Annotated in this window: 14 protein-coding genes and 1 tRNA gene; 8 read left to right on the forward strand and 7 right to left on the reverse strand. The window is 61.6% G+C overall.

What is annotated here, in order from left to right; all coding sequences use genetic code 11:
• Positions 1-24: 24 nt before the first annotated feature.
• Positions 25-936, forward strand: a complete 912-nt coding sequence (locus tag NW812_RS02630; RefSeq protein WP_414393834.1) for a histone deacetylase — start codon at positions 25-27, stop codon at positions 934-936.
• Here the strand turns inward: NW812_RS02630 and NW812_RS02635 are convergent.
• The 5 genes from NW812_RS02635 to sppA form a co-directional block, all read right to left on the reverse strand.
• A complete protein-coding gene (locus NW812_RS02635; RefSeq protein WP_414393836.1) occupies positions 933-2084 on the reverse strand; it encodes an NAD-dependent epimerase/dehydratase family protein in 1152 nt (383 codons plus the stop codon). The two genes, NW812_RS02630 and NW812_RS02635, sit on opposite strands and share 4 nt — an antisense overlap.
• A gap of 86 nt (positions 2085-2170) precedes the next feature.
• Positions 2171-3109, reverse strand: a complete 939-nt coding sequence (locus NW812_RS02640) for a fused MFS/spermidine synthase (protein WP_414393838.1) — start codon at positions 3107-3109, stop codon at positions 2171-2173.
• Between the two features lie 27 nt (positions 3110-3136).
• Positions 3137-3595 carry an adenosylmethionine decarboxylase gene (speD, locus tag NW812_RS02645; RefSeq protein WP_414393840.1) on the reverse strand — a complete coding sequence of 153 codons (459 nt, stop codon included), beginning with the start codon at positions 3593-3595 and terminating at the stop codon, positions 3137-3139.
• A 225-nt stretch (positions 3596-3820) separates the two neighbouring features.
• Positions 3821-5032 (reverse strand): alanine racemase, encoded by a 1212-nt coding sequence (gene alr, locus NW812_RS02650; RefSeq protein ID WP_414393842.1) that lies wholly within the window; start codon positions 5030-5032, stop codon positions 3821-3823.
• 43 nt (positions 5033-5075) lie between these two features.
• Entirely contained in the window at positions 5076-6101 is a 1026-nt protein-coding gene (gene sppA / locus NW812_RS02655; protein ID WP_414393844.1) for a signal peptide peptidase SppA, read from the reverse strand.
• Between the two features lie 373 nt (positions 6102-6474).
• Between sppA and NW812_RS02660 the strand changes: the two genes are divergently transcribed.
• The 4 genes from NW812_RS02660 (at position 6475) to NW812_RS02675 (ending at position 11556) form a co-directional block, all read left to right on the forward strand.
• Positions 6475-6547: transfer RNA gene (locus NW812_RS02660), tRNA-Ala, on the forward strand.
• A gap of 174 nt (positions 6548-6721) precedes the next feature.
• The gene (locus NW812_RS02665) at positions 6722-7912 is read left to right on the forward strand and encodes a hypothetical protein (RefSeq protein ID WP_414393845.1); all 1191 of its coding nucleotides are present in this window, start codon (positions 6722-6724) and stop codon (positions 7910-7912) included.
• Between the two features lie 11 nt (positions 7913-7923).
• Positions 7924-10347 carry a primosomal protein N' gene (gene priA, locus NW812_RS02670; protein WP_414393847.1) on the forward strand — a complete coding sequence of 808 codons (2424 nt, stop codon included), beginning with the start codon at positions 7924-7926 and terminating at the stop codon, positions 10345-10347.
• 126 nt (positions 10348-10473) lie between these two features.
• Positions 10474-11556, forward strand: a complete 1083-nt coding sequence (locus NW812_RS02675; protein ID WP_414393849.1) for an isocitrate/isopropylmalate dehydrogenase family protein — start codon at positions 10474-10476, stop codon at positions 11554-11556.
• Positions 11557-11580: 24 nt separating this feature from the next.
• On the opposite strand, the gene NW812_RS02680 is transcribed toward NW812_RS02675, so the two are convergent.
• Positions 11581-12507, reverse strand: coding sequence for a D-isomer specific 2-hydroxyacid dehydrogenase family protein (locus NW812_RS02680; RefSeq protein ID WP_414393851.1), 927 nt, complete (start codon positions 12505-12507; stop codon positions 11581-11583).
• A 411-nt stretch (positions 12508-12918) separates the two neighbouring features.
• Here NW812_RS02680 and pheT point away from each other — a divergent pair, with 411 nt between their 5' ends.
• The 3 genes from pheT (at position 12919) to NW812_RS02695 (ending at position 18392) form a co-directional block, all read left to right on the forward strand.
• Positions 12919-15390, forward strand: a complete 2472-nt coding sequence (pheT, locus tag NW812_RS02685; RefSeq protein ID WP_414393852.1) for a phenylalanine--tRNA ligase subunit beta — start codon at positions 12919-12921, stop codon at positions 15388-15390.
• A gap of 100 nt (positions 15391-15490) precedes the next feature.
• Positions 15491-16387 carry an acetylglutamate kinase gene (gene argB, locus NW812_RS02690; RefSeq protein WP_414394366.1) on the forward strand — a complete coding sequence of 299 codons (897 nt, stop codon included), beginning with the start codon at positions 15491-15493 and terminating at the stop codon, positions 16385-16387.
• A 160-nt stretch (positions 16388-16547) separates the two neighbouring features.
• Positions 16548-18392, forward strand: a complete 1845-nt coding sequence (locus NW812_RS02695; protein WP_414393854.1) for an ABC transporter ATP-binding protein — start codon at positions 16548-16550, stop codon at positions 18390-18392.
• On the opposite strand, the gene NW812_RS02700 is transcribed toward NW812_RS02695, so the two are convergent.
• Positions 18389-18595 (reverse strand): hypothetical protein, encoded by a 207-nt coding sequence (locus tag NW812_RS02700; RefSeq protein WP_414393856.1) that lies wholly within the window; start codon positions 18593-18595, stop codon positions 18389-18391. The genes NW812_RS02695 and NW812_RS02700 overlap by 4 nt on opposite strands.
• Between the last annotated feature and the right edge of the window lie 99 nt (positions 18596-18694).

Raw genomic sequence — 18694 nt, forward strand, 5'->3', positions numbered from 1 at the left:
TACACTGCGAAGGCGCTGCCTTAAATGCTGCCCGTTTACTATTCTGAAACTTTTCTTAGCCACAATACGGGTCCCTTTCATCCGGAACGCCCGGCCCGCCTGCAAGCTATTTCCAAAGCCCTGCGCAAGGCCCCTTTTGCCAACCAACTGGAGTGGCGGGATCCCCCCTTGGCTGAGCTGGGGGAGCTGGAGCGGGTCCACTCGCCTCGGCATATCCAACAGGTGGCCGAGCTGGCGGCAGCAGGTGGGGGTTACCTTGATGCCGATACAGTTGTCTCTCCAGGCAGCTTTGAAGCAGCGCGGCGGGCAGTGGGCGGCTGGATTGCTGCAGCGGCCTCGGCTTTGGCCACAGGACAGCCAGCTTTGGTGCTGTGTCGTCCGCCTGGGCATCACGCTGAGCCGGAGCGGGCAATGGGGTTTTGCCTCTTCAGTAACGCCGCCATCGCCGCCCTGTGGGCACTAGAGCAGTCAGGGGTCAGGCAGGTAGCCATTTTTGATTGGGACGTACACCACGGCAACGGCACCCAGGCGGTGGTGAAGCGCCATCCCCAACTGGCCTATGCCTCCATCCACCAGTTTCCTCTCTACCCCGGCACAGGACTGGCCGAGGAAACCGGGATCCACGGCAACCTCTGCAACGTACCTCTGCCTGCAGGATCCGACTGGTCGGCTTACGAAAAAGCCTTGCAGGAGAAGGTTCTGCCTTTCCTAAAAGCCTTTCAGCCCGATTTGCTGCTGGTGAGTGCCGGCTTTGACTGTGCCAAAGGGGATCCCTTGGCCGATATGCTGCTAGAGCCGGAAGACTTTGGTCGCATGACCCGTCTTTGCTTGAAAGAGGTAACCTCTAAGGCTGTCTTTGGCCTAGAAGGGGGGTATAACCTGGAAAACTTGGCCCGCGGCTGGCTAAGTGTAGCCCAGGCCTGTCTAGAAGGCTAGCCTCTCCATTTCACCTTAGGTAGAATCTGCCGCACGTCCACCCGGTCCTTGTACTTGAGGGCGAAGTTAAGCAGCGAATCCAGCAGCGAATCCGACAGGTAGTGAGGCTGAAGGCCCAGATCTAGAAGCTTGGTGTTCTTGGCGTTGTAGTAGTGCTCTTCCAGCTCAACGCGGGGGTTCTCCAGGTGTTGGATTTCCACCTTCAAGCCCATGGCAGCCGCAGCCTTTTGCACCATCACTGCTAGCTGCTCCACACTAAATTGTTCAGTGAACTGGTTCATCACCCGGAACTGACCTGGCTCAGGAGGATTGGCGATGGCCAGCTCCACACAACGCACGGTGTCGCGAATATCCAAGAAGCCGCGCGTTTGACCCCCTTTGCCGTAGACTGTTAGCGGATGGCCGACTGCTGCCTGAACACAGAAGCGGTTGAGGGCTGTGCCAAACACGCCATCGTAGTCGAGGCGGTTGATCAGCACCTCGTCCATGCCTGTTTCTTCCGTGAGCACGCCATACACCACCCCTTGGTTCAGGTCGGTAGCCCGCAGGCCCCAGACGCGGCAAGCAAAGTGAATGTTGTGGCTGTCATGGACCTTGGAGAGGTGGTACATGGATCCCGGCTGCTTGGGATAGGGCAGGGTATCCTTGCGGCCGTTGTGCTCGATGGTGATGTATCCCTCCTCGATGTCAATGTTGGGAGTGCCGTACTCACCCATGGTGCCCAGCTTCACCAGGTGGCAGTCGGGAAACTCCTCCTTGATGGCATAGAGGATGTTGAGGGTGCCCACCACATTGTTGACCTGGGTCATCACCGCATGTTCGCGGCTAATCATCGAGAAGGGAGCAGAGCGCTGCTCGCCAAAGTGCACAATAGCCTCTGGCTCAAAGCGGCGCATGCAGGAAATTAGGGCTTGGTAGTTAGTAACATCGCAAACAAAGATGGGAATATCCTTGCCAGTCAGCCCCTTCCAGCGATCCACCCGCTGCTCAAGCTGGGCAATGGGTGTCAGACTAGAAACTCCCAGTTGCAGATCCCAAAGCCGGCGGATATACGAGTCGAGGATGGCCACCTCGTAGCCCCTGTTGGATAGGTACAGGGCCGTTGCCCAGCCACAGTATCCGTCACCACCAATAACTAAAACTCTCATTGGGGAAGCGGAATTCGCCTGTTCACGAATCTACCAAGTTATGGCACCAAAGACAAATACCTCAGGAGCCCATTTTTACCAGCGACTTAGTCGACCTGAGGAGGGTTGTCTAGGGTGTAGACGGTGGTCTCAGCGGCAATGGCGCGGCGCACATAGACAGGAACCTGGTAAAGGCCCAGGAGGGCAGTGCCATCGAGGAAGCGCAGTTCCCCTCGACTGGGATCCAAGTGCTGAGCCAGAAGCTGGTCGATCTGTTCCGGCTCCGGCCTGGAGGGGATAGGAGTCTGAGCTGCTAGGGCAAATCCAAGAGGCTCGCCGTAGGTGGTGGCGTAGATGGCGTAGGGCTGCACAGCAGCAAACACGGTTTTGAGGGTGTGAACGATGCGGGTGTGCTGCTCCAACTCCAAGGGGCTTGTCGGCCCAGCCTGGAGGGCAAAAGCTCCACCGGGCTGCAACTTGGATCGGATCTGGCAGAAAAACTCCTGGGTAAAGAGGCGGGCGGCAGGGCCAGCTTCCACAGGATCCGAAAGATCGGAGAGGATGACATCCCAAACCGGCTCTGTCTGCTGGAGGAAGTCGAAAGCGTCGGCAATCACTACCTGTGCCCGCGGGTCCTCAAAGGCCCCCTGGTGCATTTCTGGCAAGTGTTCCCGACAGGCCTCCACCACCTCTCCGTCGATGTCCACCATCACCGCCTGCTCCACCGAGCGCCAGCGCAGCACCTCCCGCAGCGTTGCCCCTTCCGCTCCCCCCAGTACAAGCACGCGCCGAGGGATCCCACCCCCCTGGACAACTTGGAGGAGGGCAGGGTGGACGAGCGCCTCATGGTAGAGGAACTCGTCCAGCGTGGTGGACTGCCAATGCCCATCCAGCATCAAGCCCTTGCCGTAGGCCCCCATTTCGGCAATCAGCATTTCCTGAAAGGGGGTCTTTCGGTAGGCCAGGATGCGTGTAATAGCAAAGGCAGTGTAGCTCCAGGGGGTAAAGTACTCCTGGGCCCAGAAGAAGTTCCTTGGCAGGTTCATGGGTAGCTTGGCAAAGGTGGTGCGATCTCAGCGCCTTCGTCTAGCTGTTTCACAACTAACTGCCTCAGGCAAGGGCGTCACTTCCTCAAGGGACGCCGGCTCCGTGGTTCGGCGAGGCAGCTTGCGCAGCGAATGCCGTCGCGCTTGAAAGACCTCAATCAAATATTCACAGGCTGCTTCAGGCCGCGTATGGCGCCCGCAGGTAAACACATCCACCGCTGCATAACCCACTTCAGGCCAGGTGTGGATGGAGATGTGGGATTCTCCTAAGAGGGCCAGCGCCGTGATCCCCTGCGGCTCAAAGGGATGGTAAAGCTCACCCAAAAGGGTGGAATTGGAGCGTCTTGCCGCCTCCCGCAAGGCTTGCTGCACCAGGGAGACATCATCCAAGAGGTGGGCCGGGCAGTCGTACAGCTCTAGGATGCAGTGGATCCCGATTAGAGCCAGAGACCTATCCCCTAATTGGCCAGATAGCGTGTGTACCATACTATCCCCTAATTGGCCAGATAGACGACAAGAGCCGTGCAAGCAAAAGCACAGTTTTCTGATTGTCTCACAAATTGAGGCAGATTACAAGGAGCAGCGGCTTTCTTCTGGCCTATCGAGCAAGGGACGTGAGTTCTTCAAGCCAGAGGAAAAGAAGCAAGCTCAGGAAAAAGCCCCAGGGGACGGGAATTCTCTAACTGGTGGGAGCTTGCGCCAGTGGCAGGCTCAGGCGTTGACTAGCACCCTTGGCAGGCGAGCAGAAAGCCCGCAAAGCAACTCGTAGGGGATAGTGCCCAACTGATCGGCCCAGTTTTGGATCGATAAGCCCATGCTGCCCAGATGGGGGCCCAACAGCTCCACCACGTCTCCCACTTGGATGTCCGGCCTCTCGGTAACGTCCCACATGCACTGATCCATGGTGATGGTGCCCACCTGCTGGATCAGGCCGCCACGCACCCACCCTCGCAGCCAGCCGGAAAGCCGCCTTGGGATCCCATCGGCATAGCCAATGGCCAGAGTGGCAATGCGGCTGGGACGGCGGGTGATGTAGCGATGGCCGTAGCTGACACCCGTGTGGGCAGGCACCGTTTGAATGTGGGTCAGCCGCGCTTTAAGGCGCAGGATGGGTCTAAGCCCAGGCACCTGCAGGTGAGGAGCAGGAGACAAGCCGTAGAGGACTAGCCCCAGCCGCACGCGGGAGTAGTGAAGGCGGGTGAGGGCGGCGGCGGAGTTATCCAGATGCAACGGCGGCAAGGGATCCCCAGCCTGGCGGATCTGCTCTACCACCTGGGCAAAACGGGACTCTTGCTGGGCCATTGCCGGCGAGTTGGGCTCGTCTGCCGTTGCAAAGTGGGAGAATAGGCTACAGATCTCTAGCTCAGGGATCCGGCAGATCTGCCCCCACACAGCGGCAGCCTCCTGCCAAGGGATCCCCAGGCGGGTCATGCCGGTATCGACATTAACGTGGACCGGAACGGGCCGCCCGGCCCAGGAGGCCACCTGGCGCAGCAGGGGGATCTGCTCGGCGCGGGTAAGGCTAATCTCCAGCCGCGCTGCCATGGCCTGCTGGAGCTCCGCCCAGGTATTCAAAGCGCCCAGGATCAGGATCGGTGCCTGTAGGCCTGTCTGGCGCAGCTCGATCCCTTCGGCCAGCGTGGCCACGCATAGCCCCTTGGCCCCTGCAGCCACCAGCAGAGGAGCCACTAGCTGAGCTCCATGGCCGTAGGCATTGGCCTTGACCACCGCCCAGATCTCGACGTTTGGGCCTAGGCGGGCCTGCAACAGCCTTAGGTTTTCTCGCAACTGGGCTGCGTCAATTTCCACCCACGCGCGGCTGGTTAGCAGCTCTAGCTCCGGGTTAAACGCCGTCCAGGAGTCTGTCCTTGCTCCCGGCGCCGCAACCGCGGTCAAAGCAGAAGCGTCGCCCAACGTGGACACTTCTTGATCCACAACTCACCCTCACACCCGGCCAAGGTTAGATTTAGCGCAAAGTCCAGGCCGGCGCCATCCACAACAGCGGCAGCTCTGGGATCCCGCCAGCCTCCTCGTCTCCCAGCAGTTGACCCAGCCAGAAGCTTTGCCCTGCTGGAGGCAGCCCTTGGCTCAATAGCCGCCGCAGGGCGCGTTGGAACGGGTCTCTGGTTGCCGGCGACAGAGAGGGATCCCCGGTCATCCGCCGCAGATCCTCCACGGCTTCGGTGTACCCCCCCAAGGCGTCCACTAGGCCCAGCTCCACCGCCTGCGCTCCGGTGAAGAGGCGCCCATCGGCCAACTGGCGCAGTCGCACCTCATCCAAACTCTGCCGCCGCGCAATCATCTCCGCATCCAGCACCTCTTCCGCCCCTTTTTCCGGCAAGTGCTGGCGCCCGCGGGCCACATCGCGAATAAACTGGTCGAGGGTATTCTCCACCAGCTCTTGCAGCAGGCGCCGCTCTTGGGGAGTGGCAGGGCGAAAGGGGGAGAGCATGTCCTTGTACTCGCCGGTTTTGAAGGTCTGCGGCTCTATGCCGTAAGTGTCGAGCAGCTTGCTAAAGTTAAGGCCTCTGATGAGTACCCCTAGGCTGCCAGTCAGGGTGCCGGGGTTGGCGTAGATTTTGTCGGCAGCACTGGCCACGTAGTAACCGCCACTGGTGGCAATGTCCTCCAGGACGGCCACCACAGGCTTGCCGGCTTCGCGCAGGGCGGTAACGGCACGGTAGAGTTCCTGGCTGGAGCCCACGGCCCCGCCTGGGCTGTTGATGCGCAGCAGGACAGCCTTGACAGCGCTATCGTCAACCGCTTCCCGCAGCTGCTCTAAAGGGGAGGTGGGCAAGCCCACCAAGCTTGAGCGGCGCAAGCCGCCGATAGGACCCTCGAGAGCGACCACCTCGATGCGACTTGCCCCTTGAGGAGCTCCCCCTCGAGCCAACTCGGCTGCAGGGCGTCTACTGCCGACAAGGGTCGCAATTAGGCAAACCACCAGCAAAGCAGCCGCCAAAATGCGGTTCAACTGGCTTTCCTGAGTCACAACCCCCCCGTTGTCACTGACTTTGTTCTATCACCCAGCAGGCTTTTGTAGCGACTGCATCCCCACTGCTCTGCAGGCGAGCGAGGGGAAGGGCAGTGCAGACGGGGGAGGGTTGTAGTATACTGGCAGTTGTCACCCAGGTAGCCTACGGCAGGGTATTGCCAGGGCTAGAGCCCGGAGAAGTACGGGCAGCTGAGGTCCTCCACTGCGGACTAGGGGACTACGTAAAGCCCTTGCCAAGCGTGGGGTAGAGATCTTCCAAAGCTGGAGAGAGGTCAAAAGTAGCTGGTACCTTTGGTCAGCAAAGCCGCTTCTCTAGGCTAAAATTAGGAGTAGGGCTGTTGTCCACACCCTCTAGCTTCTAGTAGAACTTGGGGCTTTAGCTCAGTTGGTAGAGCACTTCAATGGCATTGAAGGGGTCAGCGGTTCGAGTCCGCTAAGCTCCATGGCAGTAGTCAGGCTGGGGAGTGAGGGAGTTAAGAGGAGCAGAAAGCTACGGCAGCTGCTTTGCCTAGCTGGGAGCCAGAAGGCATGGAGCTCTGCCGGCTAGCTTGAACCCCCCAGAAAATCTCCCTATACTTCAAGAAGCCTCGTCACCACCTCCACTGCTTCCTCTCCCTATGCAGGTTCCCTCCTCAGGCAAGCTGGACCCTACCCCTCCCGAGGCACAGGCTGGCCGTTCGGTCAAGGACTCTGTCTCGGAACCGGATCCCAAGTCAGAGCAGCCTTCGGCCCTGTGGCAGCAGCAGTTGGAGGCCCGGCTGCTCAAAGCTGAAGCGGAACTGCAAGAGCGGCGCACCCTTCAGGAAAGCCTGCAGGCTGAGGTGCAAGCCCTGCGCACTCAGCTGCAGGAGCGGGAGCGCGCCCTGCACCAGCTCCAGCAAACCTTGGCAGAGCAAAAGGTTCTGCTCTCGGAGCAAGAAGCTCAGCTAGCAGCACGACAACGACTCAACGAGCGGCAGCGCCAAGATATTGAGGCCCTGCAGGAGCAGCTTGAGCAGCTGCGGTTGGCCCATGCTCAGGAGCGCCGTCAGTGGGAACACCGCCAGCAGGAGCTCCAAGCCTCGCTGGTAGAAGCCCAGGACCTGGCTCAAAAACGGGTGGAGATGTTACAGCGTTTCAAGGCCGAGCTTTCTTTAGCCCGCACCCAACTGGCGGAAACGCAGGCAGAGCTGAGCAGACTGCGGGCTCTCTACACCGAGCAGCAGGCAGCTTGGCAGGGAGAGCGGGAGCGCCTTGAGGCGCGGCTAGCGGGCTATGCGGAGACGGAAGCGGAAGCGCAGCAGCGCTGGCAAGAACAACGGCAGGAATTGGAGGCAGCCCTCTCCCAAGCCCAGGCAGAGATTGCCCACTGGCAGGGGCAGTACGCCCAAGCTCAGCAGCGCATCGAGGCGTTGGAGCAGCAGCTTCAGGCGGCTTTGGATGAGCTTGCCGAGCAATCTGCCAAGCAATCGCAGCTGCGCTCTGCCCAGGTGGCCATTGCCCATTTGCAAGAACAAGCCGAAGCCTTGGAGGCGCAGGTGAAGGCTTTGCAGGCAGAGCGAGAGGCTCTTTTAGAAGAGAACCGATCCCTGAAAGAGAAGTGCGAGCAGCAACAGATGCATGTGCTTAGCCTCAAGGCGGCCCTGGAGCGCAGGGGTCTAGAGATCCCAGCTCGGGTTGATGGGGTTGCCAAAGGGGCTGACACACCCAAGGGAGCGGAGTCTCCTGCTTCCCTCCAAGCCGCCAAGCCCGCGCTTCAGCCGCGACCCCTGCTGGCTCGGGCTGGAAGGCGAGCAGTAGATCTGCCGCGGTTTTTGTCCCGTCCGTGAGGGATCCCGTTTTGCAGTCCGCTCCTCCCCGCTGGTTGGAGGTGTGGGTGGATCATCCTCGTTTGGGGGGGTGCTTCATCTACCGTGTGCCGGAGGGATGGGAGCCAGAGGCCGGCGACCTCCTCAGCGTCCCCTTTGGCCAGCAGGTAGCGGGGGCAGTGGCCCTGGGCTGGCGTGCCGAGTTGCCGGCAGGGGTAGAGCCCCAGTCGGTGCGGACAATTGAGGCAGTGGTGGCCAAAGGGATCCTGCCCAAGGAGTTCTGGCCCCTGTTGCAGCGGGTAGCCGATTACTATCTCACCCCCCTGGCGCAGGTGGTGCGCACGGTCTTGCCCCCTGGCTTGCTTAGCCGCTCCCAGCGACGGATCCGCCTGGTTCGATCCCCGCAAGGGGAATGTTCGCCGGCTGCCCAGGCTTTGCTGCGGCTGCTCCAGGAAAAAGGGGGGGAGCTGTCTTGGCGCTACCTCCAGCAGCAGGTGCCCGGCGCCGAGCTGGCCCTGCGGGAGCTGCAGCGGCGGGGTTGGGTGGAAAGTTTCTGGCAGGAGCAGCAGGGGGGTAGGGTAAAAACCCAGCAGGCAGCCACCTTGGTAGAGGACTCGCTGGAGGGGCTGAGCTTGCCCCAGCAGAAAGCGCTGCAGATCCTCAAGCAAAAAGGGGGGGAGCTGCTGCTAGCCGAGTGGGAGCGTCTGGCGGGGGTAAGCCGGTCGGTGTTGCAGAGTCTGGCCCGCAAAGGCCGGGTGCACCTCTACGAGCGGCCCCTGCTGCGGCTGGGGGAGGCCGGCCGGCCTGGGGAGAAAGATCTGCCCAAGCCTCTGACGCCAGCTCAGGCCGAGGCAGTGGCGGCCATTTGCCAAGCTCTGGGGCGAAACCAACGCTTTCTGCTGCACGGGGTCACCGGCTCGGGCAAGACAGAGGTGTACCTACAGGTCATTGCCCAGGTGCTGCAGCAGGGACGGTCGGCCTTGGTGCTGGTGCCGGAGATTGGCCTTACCCCGCAACTGACGGACCGCTTTCGGGCGCGGCTGGGATCCCGCGTGTGGACCTACCACAGCGGCCTCTCGGCAGGGGAGCGCTACGACCTCTGGCGGCAGATGGTGATCTCTGTCCCCCAGGTAGTAATTGGCACGCGCTCGGCGGTGTTTGCCCCCTTGGCCAATCTTGGCCTGATTGTCTTGGACGAGGAGCACGATGACAGCTTCAAGCAGGATCAGCCCCAGCCCTGTTACCACGCTCGACAAGTGGCGGAGTGGCGGGCTGAGCTGGCCAACTGTCCCCTAGTCTTGGGCAGCGCCACACCCGCAGTGGAAACCTACGCCGCCCACCTCCAGGACCCGCAGCGCTGGGTTCGTCTGGCCCTGCCGCAGCGCATTCCTCAGGCGGGGATCCCGGCCACTCTGCCCCAGGTGGAGCTGGTGGACATGCGCCAAGAGCTGCAGGCGGGCAACCGCGGCATTCTCAGCCGTCGCCTGCAACAAGCCTTGCACGAGACTTTGAAGAGGGGGGAACAGGCCATCCTCTTTGTCCCCCGCCGCGGCTACAGCACCTTTGTTTTGTGCCGCAGTTGCGGCTTTGTCCTCACCTGCGCCCACTGCGACGTCTCCCTTACCGTTCACCTAGAGGGCGGGCAGGAGCTGCGCTGCCACTACTGCGGCGCCCGCCAACCCCACCCCCAGCGCTGCCCTGCCTGTGGTTCGCCCTACCTAAAGCACTTCGGCACCGGCACCCAGAAGGTGGTGGAGGTGCTGCAGCAGCACTGGCCGCAGCTAGGGATCCTGCGCTACGACAGCGATGCCACCCGCCGCAAGGGATCCCACCGCAACTTGCTGGAGCAGTTTCGCAGCGGCAAGGCTCAGGTGCTGGTGGGCACCCAGATGCTCACCAAGGGGCTGGATATTCCCCAGGTGACGCTGGTGGGGGTAGTGGCTGCCGACGGCCTATTGCACCAGCCTGACTACCGCGCTGGTGAACGCACCTTTCAACTGCTCACCCAAGTGGCGGGCCGAGCAGGACGGGGATCCCTGCCGGGCCAGGCCATCATCCAGACCTACTTGCCGGAGCACCCCATCTTGCAAGCGGTGCTGGCCCACGACTACGAGGGCTTTGTCCAGGCCGAGCTGCGCCAACGCCAAGAGGGGGGCTACCCTCCCTACCGAGCCCTGGTCTTGATCCGCCTAAGCAGCACCTCCCTGGAGGCACTGGAGCGCTATTGCCAGCGCGTGGGCGAACGCCTGCAAGGGATCCCAGCCGAGATCCTAGGCCCAGGGCCAGCCCAAGTGGAACGGGTTGCCGGCCGCTACCGCTGGCAGATCCTGCTCAAACAGCTTCCTGGTCAGCCCTGGGATCGCACCCAGATCGATGCCCACTTGCGCAGCGCCCTTGGGCATATCCCCCAGGGGATCCGCGTCAGCCTCGATGTGGATCCGCTGCGGATCCTCTAGGGGTAGGTTGCCCTGGCCAATTCTTGGCCTCAACCCGTTCTATTTCTATAGTCTTTAAGCTTAGGGGATCCCTGGTCGACAACGGCCAAGGGTGCTTTGTGTGGCGTCAAGCAAGGAGAAGCGTTTGTGGCCTATCGTGTAACGTTGATTCCCGGCGATGGCATCGGCCCGGAAGTAACCAAAGCAATGACCACGGTCCTGGAAGCCACCGGGGTGGAATTGGAGTGGATCCGGGTGGAAGCAGGGGTAGAGGTGATTGAGAAATACGGCACGCCTTTGCCGCCGCAGGTGTTAGAGTCCATCCGAGAAACCAAAGTGGCCATCAAAGGGCCCATTGGCACCCCCGTAGGCACGGGCTTTCGCTCCGTCAATGTAGCCATCCGCAAAGAGCTAGACCTCTACGCCAACCTGCGCCCGGCCAAATCTATCCCTGGCATCAAAAGCCCTTTTCAAAACATCGACCTAGTGGTGGTGCGGGAAAACACTGAAGATCTCTACGCCGGGATCGAGTTTGAAAGGGGGACCCCCGAAGCTGTGCAGGCGCGAGAGGAGATGATGCGCCTTTCCGGCAAGTTCATCCGCGAGGGATCGGCCATTGCCATCAAGCCCATCTCAGAGTTTGGCAGCCGCCGCATCGTCAAGTTTGCTTTCGAATATGCCCGCCAAAATGGCCGCAAAAAGGTAACGGCCGTTCACAAAGCCAACATCATGAAGTTTACCGACGGGCTGTTTTTGCAGGTGGCGCGGGAGGTGGCCCAGGAGTACCCCGACATCGAGTTTGAGGATCGCATCGTGGACAACATGTGCATGCAACTGATGCAAAAGCCGCAGCTCTACGATGTGCTGGTGCTCACCAACCTCTATGGGGACATCATCTCGGATCTGTGCGCTGGCATGATTGGCGGGCTGGGGGTGGCGCCGGGGGCCAACATTGGCGATGGCATCGCTGTCTTTGAGGCCATCCACGGCTCAGCACCCAAATATGCTGGTCAGAACAAGGTCAACCCCTCTGCCCTCATCCTCTCCGGGGCCATGATGCTGCGCTACCTAGGCGAGCGGGAAGCCGCCGCGAGGGTAGAAGCGGCAGTGCAGTCGGTCATTGCCGAAGGCAAATACGTCACCTATGACCTGGCCCAAGGGGAGCCTGTGGGCACTCAGGAGATGGCCGAGGCCATCGCCGCCCGCGTCCAGGAGCTCGCTCGCGTCTAAAGCCGCAGCTTCAAGCAACCCCGCTCAATAGCCCAGAACTGGATCCACCACTCCCAACAAAGGCTCCCCCAGCCGAAAGCGGCGCACGTTTTCCCGCACCCGCTCAGACAAAGCGGGGATGATCATGGCATCGGTAACAGCTGTGTGGGGGGTAATTAGGCAGTTGGGCAAGCTCCAGAGGGGATGTCCAGGGGGCAGCGGCTCCGGGTCTGTAACATCCAGGGCGGCGCCCCGGATGATTCCTTCTTGCAAAGCAGCCACCAGGTCGGGAGTCACGATGTGTTTGCCGCGCGCCACATTGACCAGCCAGCAGCCGGATCCCATCTGCTCCAGCTCTGGCCGGGCGATGATCCCCTCGGTCTCGGGGGTAAGGGCCAAGGCCAGGATCACCACATCCGCCCCCGCCAGCACCGACTGCCGCTCTGCCAGCGTCACCACTCGGCCGGCTCCCGGCAAGGGATCCGCCCTGCGCCGCACTACATCGATGGCGCACTGAAAGGGCTGTAGCAACTGGATCAGGGCCTGGGCAATGCCCCCTGCCCCAAAAATCACCACCCGCTTGCCCCAGAGGCTGGTGCCGGATCCCGGCTGCCAAGTCTGGGCCAAAGCGCGGATCTTCAGATCCCGTAGGCCAGCCAGGGTGAGGGCCAGGGCATGCTCGGCCACTGCCTGGGCGTACACCCCCTTGCCGCAGGTCCACACGTAGGCGGGATGCAAGATCCCCGCTTGGGCAAAAGGCTCCACGCCCGCCCAGGGCAACTGCACCCAGCGGATCCCTTGGCCCTCTGCCAAGCAACGCCTTAAACCTGGCACGTCGAAACCATCGGTCCAGACCAGGGCTTCTGCTTCTGAGAGGGGCACAATTTCGCCGCCCCCTGCCAGGACTGCTGCCTTCAGCCAGGGGCGAAGATCCGCAGGCTCGACGGCAATGCGCTTGCCTTGAATGCCCATTGCGGCTGTCGGAGAAGTTCTTCACCTCTTTTTTGCCATCCTCCCCGCCCTAGAGGGTGGGAACTCTCGATGCCCTGCCCTAGGCTGCCTTGGTTGGGCCTACGGCCTGCCAAAGTACCCAGCAGGAGGGCAAAGCTTGTTGCGATTGGGGTCAGGACCTTGCCAGCCGGAAGAGATCCCAAACAGAGGGAGGAAAGGCAACTGGAAGAGTCTAGCTTGAAAAGTGATGCCTCTGCTTACCTCTGGCCTATGACGCTTTCCGAGTTCCTGCTCCTGATAGCCCTGCTCTTTCCAGGCATCTTGCTGTCATTGATCCTCATGGCCACCTTCGCTGCCGGGGGATAGGGAGTCTCTTGCCGGTTTTGGAGGGGGATCTGATAATGGGTGCGGCGTTGGCACCCTGGACTAGCGATGCGCATCTCCTTGAAGTGGCTGCGGGAACTGGTGGATTTTGAGCTTTCCCCAGAAGAGCTGGCGGAAGCCCTCACCATGGTGGGCTTTGAGGTGGAGGAGATCGAGGATCGCCGCCGTTGGGCAGAGGGAGTGGTTCTAGGCAAGATCCTGGCTGCCGAGCCCCATCCCAATGCCGATAGGCTGCGGGTCTGTCAAGTGGATTTGGGAGGCGAACAGCCGGCCACGATTGTCTGCGGAGCCGCTAACGCCCGTCCTGGCCTGCTGGTTCCTGTAGCTACGCCAGGCACCCATTTGCCGGCGGTGAACCTGACCATCGCCAAAGCGGAAAAGCGAGGGGTGCTCTCGGAGGGCATGATCTGTTCTCTAGCTGAGCTGGGCTTGGAGAAAGCTTCGGCGGGGATCCACGAATTTCCCCCCGATTTGGATCTCAAGGCCCATCCGCTGGGCTCTGATGTGCGCCCCCTGCTGGGCCTGGACGATGTGGTGCTGGATCTCACCTCCACCGCCAACCGGGCCGACGCTCTAAGCATGGTGGGGATTGCCCGCGAGGTGGCCGCCCTCACCCGCAACCCGCTACGCCTGCCACCCGTCCAGCCCCTGCAGGCTCTGCCCATCCCCAACTTCCAGTTGCGCATTGCCAATGCCAAAGCTTGTCCCGCCTACAGCGGCGTGCTGATTGAGGGGGTGAAGGTTGGCCCTTCTCCCGACTGGCTCAAACACCGCCTGGCCGCCGCCGGCATGCGCTCCATCAACAATGTTGTGGATGTTACCAACTTGATCCTGCTGGAATGGGGCCAGCCCCTGCACGCCTTCGATTGGGATCGCCTGCTGCAGGTCATGGGCAAGGAGGAACCCACCATCGAGGTGCGCTTTGCCCAGCCGGGAGAAACCCTGAAAACTCTGGACGGCCAAATCCGTACTTTGCACGCTGAAAACCATCTCATCGTTGCCGGCAGCCGACCGGTGGCCCTGGCTGGCGTCATGGGAGGGGAGGAGACGGAAGTAGACGAAGCCACCACCAAGGTTTTTCTGGAGGCAGCCCTCTTTGACCCCGTGGTCACGCGCCGCTCGTCCCGCTTGCAGGGGCTGCGCACTGAAGCCTCGGCCCGCTATGAGCGAGGGGTTAACTTGGCTACCCTTGAGCTGGCGCGGGATCGGGCGGTGCAGTTAATCTTGGAGCTGGCTGGAGGCGCGGTGGTGGGCCTGACCACGTTTGACCAGCGGCCACCCTTGGAGCGGACGCTCCAGCTGCGGCTGTCGCGGCTTATCGACGTGCTGGGGGACGAGGTGCAGCCAGAGGAAGTGGAGGAAATCCTGTCGGCTCTGGGCTTTCAGCTTTCCCGCTCTCAGGCAGTTGCCCCCAAGGCCGACCCCGCTACCGCGACGGCCAGCGTGGCTAGCTGCGTTTGGCAGGTATCTGTTCCCCCCCATCGCTTGCGGGATGTTGAGCGAGAGATCGACCTGATTGAGGAGTTTGCCCGCCTCTACGGCTACAACCGCTTCTCCGAAACCCTGCCCACGGAGCCGCTGGTGGGATCCCTCTCGACACGGGAAACTTTGACGCGGCAAATTCGCGAGGTGATGCGGGGCATTGGCCTGACGGAGGTGTACCACATCTCCCTTTGTCCAGCGGACGAGGACAGCTCCCTGGTCAAAATCGCCAATCCGCTTTCCCCCGAGTACTCCGCTGTGCGCAAGGCGCTGCTGCCTGGCTTGGTGGAGGCCTTCCGCTACAACTGGGCCCAGGGGAATGGCCCCCTGCAGGCTTTTGAGATTGGCCATGTCTTTGCCTATGCCCCTCCCTCCAGTCCTGAGCCCTATCAAGAGGCGGAGCACTTGGGGGGCATCCTGGGCGGGGATCTCAACCCCAATGACTGGCGGCACCACAACCGGCCCATGGACTGGTTCGAGGCCAAGGGGCTCTTGGTCTCGGCACTGGAGCGGCTGGGGTTTACCCCGGAATTTCGCCCGGATCCCCCTGAGGCGCAATCGCCGCTGTTGCACCCGGGTCGACAGGCCGGCATCTGGATTGAGGGATCCCGCCTTGGCCTATTCGGGCAGCTTCACCCCCGCCTTTGCCAGGAGAAAGATTTGCCGGAGGAGGTCTATGGGTTTGAGCTGGAGTTGGATCCCTTGCTAGCCAGCCTAGAGAGGCGGGGCCGGGTGCAATTTTCCCCCTTTTCCCCTTTCCCCGCCTCGGCCCGGGACATTGCCTTCTTTGCGCCGCTGGAGCTATCGGTGGCGGAAATCGAGGAGGTCATCCGCCAGGCGGCAGGCCCTCTGTTGCAGTCGGTGCAGCTTTTTGACGAGTACCGCGGCCAAGGGGTACCGCCAGGGCAGCGCAGTCTGGCCTTCCGGCTGGTCTACCGCGCTCTGGATCGCACGCTCACCGATGCCGAAGTGGAAGCTGCGCAAAACCAGGTGAGGGCCCAGCTAGAAAAGCACTTTCCGGTTACCTTGCGCAGCTAGCCGTCTGCTAGTTTCTAGTACGATCTTCGGGAAGTTTTACACGGGACTTTTGGCCGTGCAGAGCAACGCCTCTCTTTCGGCAGCAACCAGCTCTCAGGCTGTGGCCTGTGATCCCCTAACACGGGCGCAGATTCTCCTCGAAGCCCTGCCCTACATCCAGCAGTACCAGGGGCGCATCATGGTCATCAAATACGGCGGCGCCGCCATGGTGCAGCAGGAGCGCCGAGCTGAGGTGCTGCGGGATATTGTTTTTCTTGCCTGTGTCGGCATTCGGCCGGTGCTGGTGCATGGCGGGGGGCCGGAAATCAACAGTTGGCTCCAGAAGCTGGACATCCCTTTCAAGTTTGTCGACGGCCTACGGGTAACCGATGCCGCCACCATGGAGGTGGTGGAGATGGTGCTGGTGGGCAAAGTCAACAAACAGATTGTCCAGCTCATCAGCTTGGCTGGCGGATCGGCGGTGGGGCTGTGTGGCCGGGATGGCAACCTCATTAAAGCTCGCTCCCAGGGTCGAGCGGAAATTGGCTTTGTGGGGGAGGTGAGCAGCGTCAACCCGCAGGTGCTGCACACTCTGCTAGAGGGCAACCAGATCCCGGTCATTGCCAGTGTGGCCGCTGACGAGACCGGCCAAGCCTACAACATCAACGCCGACACCGTGGCCGGGGAGCTGGCAGCCTCTTTAGGGGCAGAGAAGTTAATCCTCCTCACCGATACCCCAGGTATTCTCAGGGATCCTGAGGATCCCAGCTCCCTGATTACGCTCCTGGATATCGAGACGGCTCGCCAGTTGATCCAGACAGGGGTGGTTAGAGGGGGAATGATCCCCAAGGTGCAGTGCTGCATTCGCGCCTTGGCCCAAGGGGTGCGGGCTGCCCACATTCTGGATGGCGGCTCCCCTCACTCCCTGCTCCTGGAGCTGCTGACCGATGCCGGTGTGGGCACCAAGATGGTCCCTTCTCAGTTCTCTGCCCAGTTGGGGAACGGAGCTTCCCTCTAGTCTTCGTTCGCGACAGCGGTGCGGCAATGGGATTTGCGCCCATGGCTGAGACATTGAACCACGGCTTGGCGGACCCTTGTCGGGTTTAGCTGGGCCCCAGCTCCTTGCTGGCGCGCACCAATCTCCACGAGGTGTCATCAGCGTTCTTGGGTAGAAGTCCGTGAGCCTTGCTACCTCTTCCTCCGAGGCCGCTTCCTCCAGGGATCCCCGAAGCGATTGGCGGCTGCTGCGGCTGCTCTGGCCCTACGCCCGGCGGCACCTGAAGCTGTTGTTGGCCGCCTTAGCCTTTCTGCCCCCCCTGGCCTTGGCGGATGCGGTGCAGCCCTTGATCCTGCAGCGGGCTCTGGATGGCCCCATCGCCCAAGCCTTTGCCCAGGGGGATAGTAGGCCCCTTGCCGGCCTCTGGCCCTACTTGGGCCTGCTGCTCCTCACGCTGCTCGTCCGCTGGGTTTTTCAAGCCTTGGAAGGGTATACCAGCCAGAAGCTGGGGCAGTTGATAACCCGCGACATCCGCAACGATCTCTTTGCCCACGTTCTGGCCCTGCCAGCTCAGTTTTTTGACCGCACCCCCGTGGGCAAGCTGATTACCCGCATCACCAGCGACGTGGAAGCGTTGGGGGACGTGTTTTCCACCGGTGCGGTTGGCATTGTCAGCGACCTGTTTACCCTGCTGGTCGTTGCCACGGTGATGCTCAGCCAGCGCTGGGATCTGGGCCTGCTGCTCATCCTCTTCGTCCTGCCTATTAGCGCTTTGGTCCTCGAGCTGCAGCGCCGCTTTCGCCTTGCCGACTTTCGCGCCCGGGAAGAGCTCTCCAAGCTCAACGCCTGGATCCAGGAAAACCTCTTGGGCATTGCTGTGGTGCAACTGTTTTGCCGGGAGCGGCTCAACAGCAAGATGTTTCAAACCATCAATCGGCGCCATATCCAAGAGGTGGATCAGACCATCTTCTACGACGCTGCCCTTTCTGCCGTTTTGGAGTGGGTTGCGTGGTTGGCAGTGGCTGCTCTCCTCTGGGTAGGCGGGCAGCAGGTCATCGCCGCTAGTAAGAGCAACTGGAGAGGATCCCTGCCCCTGCTTACGGAGCCCCTGACCTTGGGCAGCCTCTACGCCTTTATCCTCTTTTCCCAGCGCTTTTTTAACCCGCTGCGCCAGTTGGCAGAAAAGTTCACTGCCCTTCAGTCAGGGTTCACCGCTGTGGAACGCATCGACCACATCCTCAGCCTGCCGGTGGCCCTTCGGGATCCCGCCCAGCCGCGCCACCTGCCCCCCACTGCCAGAGGGGAGGTGCAGTTCGAGCACGTCTGGTTTGCCTACAACCCTGGCGAGTGGGTGCTCAAAGACCTCAGCTTCACCATCCGCCCCGGCGAAAAGGTAGCCCTCGTGGGGCCCACCGGTGCCGGCAAAAGCTCCATCATCCGCCTCCTTTGCCGCCTCTACGACGTCAGCCACGGCTGCATTCGCATCGACGGGGTGGACATTCGCGACCTGCCCCAGGCTGAGCTGCACCGTCACCTAGGGGTCCTCCTGCAGGAGGGCTTCCTGTTTTCCGGGGATATCCAGCAAAACATCACCCTAGGCGAGCAAGGGGATCTGGCCGAGGTAGAGCGGGTTGCTCGCCAACTTCACCTGCACGAGTTCATCGGCAGCCTGCCCCAGGGCTATGCCACCCCTGTGCGGGAGCGCGGCAGTAACCTTTCCAGCGGCCAGAAGCAGCTCATCAGCTTCCTGCGGGTCATGTGGCGGGATCCCAAGATCCTGGTCTTGGATGAGGCTACCGCTAGCCTGGATGTGGGCACCGAGGCCCTCCTCCAATCTGCTCTGCAAACTCTGCTGCGGGATCGCACTGCCCTCATCGTCGCCCACCGTCTCTCCGCCATCCGCGATGTGGATCGCATCCTGGTGCTGCAGCGGGGGGAGCTGAAAGAAGAGGGATCCCATGCGGAGCTCCTGGCCCGCAACGGTCTCTACGCCAAGCTCTATCGGCTGCAAGGTCTGGGTAGCTAGCGGGTCGAGCCGAAGCGAGAGCGAATTGCCCTTAGAGTGGTGAAGCTGGCATCCGCCAAAGCAATGCGCGCCCTACAGAGGAGCAGGTTGCCGCTGTCTAGGGCCGTATCTTTCAGGCTGGCCAAACCGTCGCCGGCTTGCACCAGGAAACGACGGCCCCACGTGAAGAAGCTTTTGCTGAAGGTGGCAATGAGGCGTTCCATGGGGAATGAACTTCTGCATCTCCTACTCAGCCTACTCTGCCAGCAGGGGATCTCCACAAGCCAGGAAAGCCCCCAAGAAGATCGTTACAGATTGTTAAG

It is taken from the genome of Synechococcus sp. O70.2 (assembly GCF_047462135.1).
GTDB lineage: Bacteria > Cyanobacteriota > Cyanobacteriia > Thermostichales > Thermostichaceae > Thermostichus.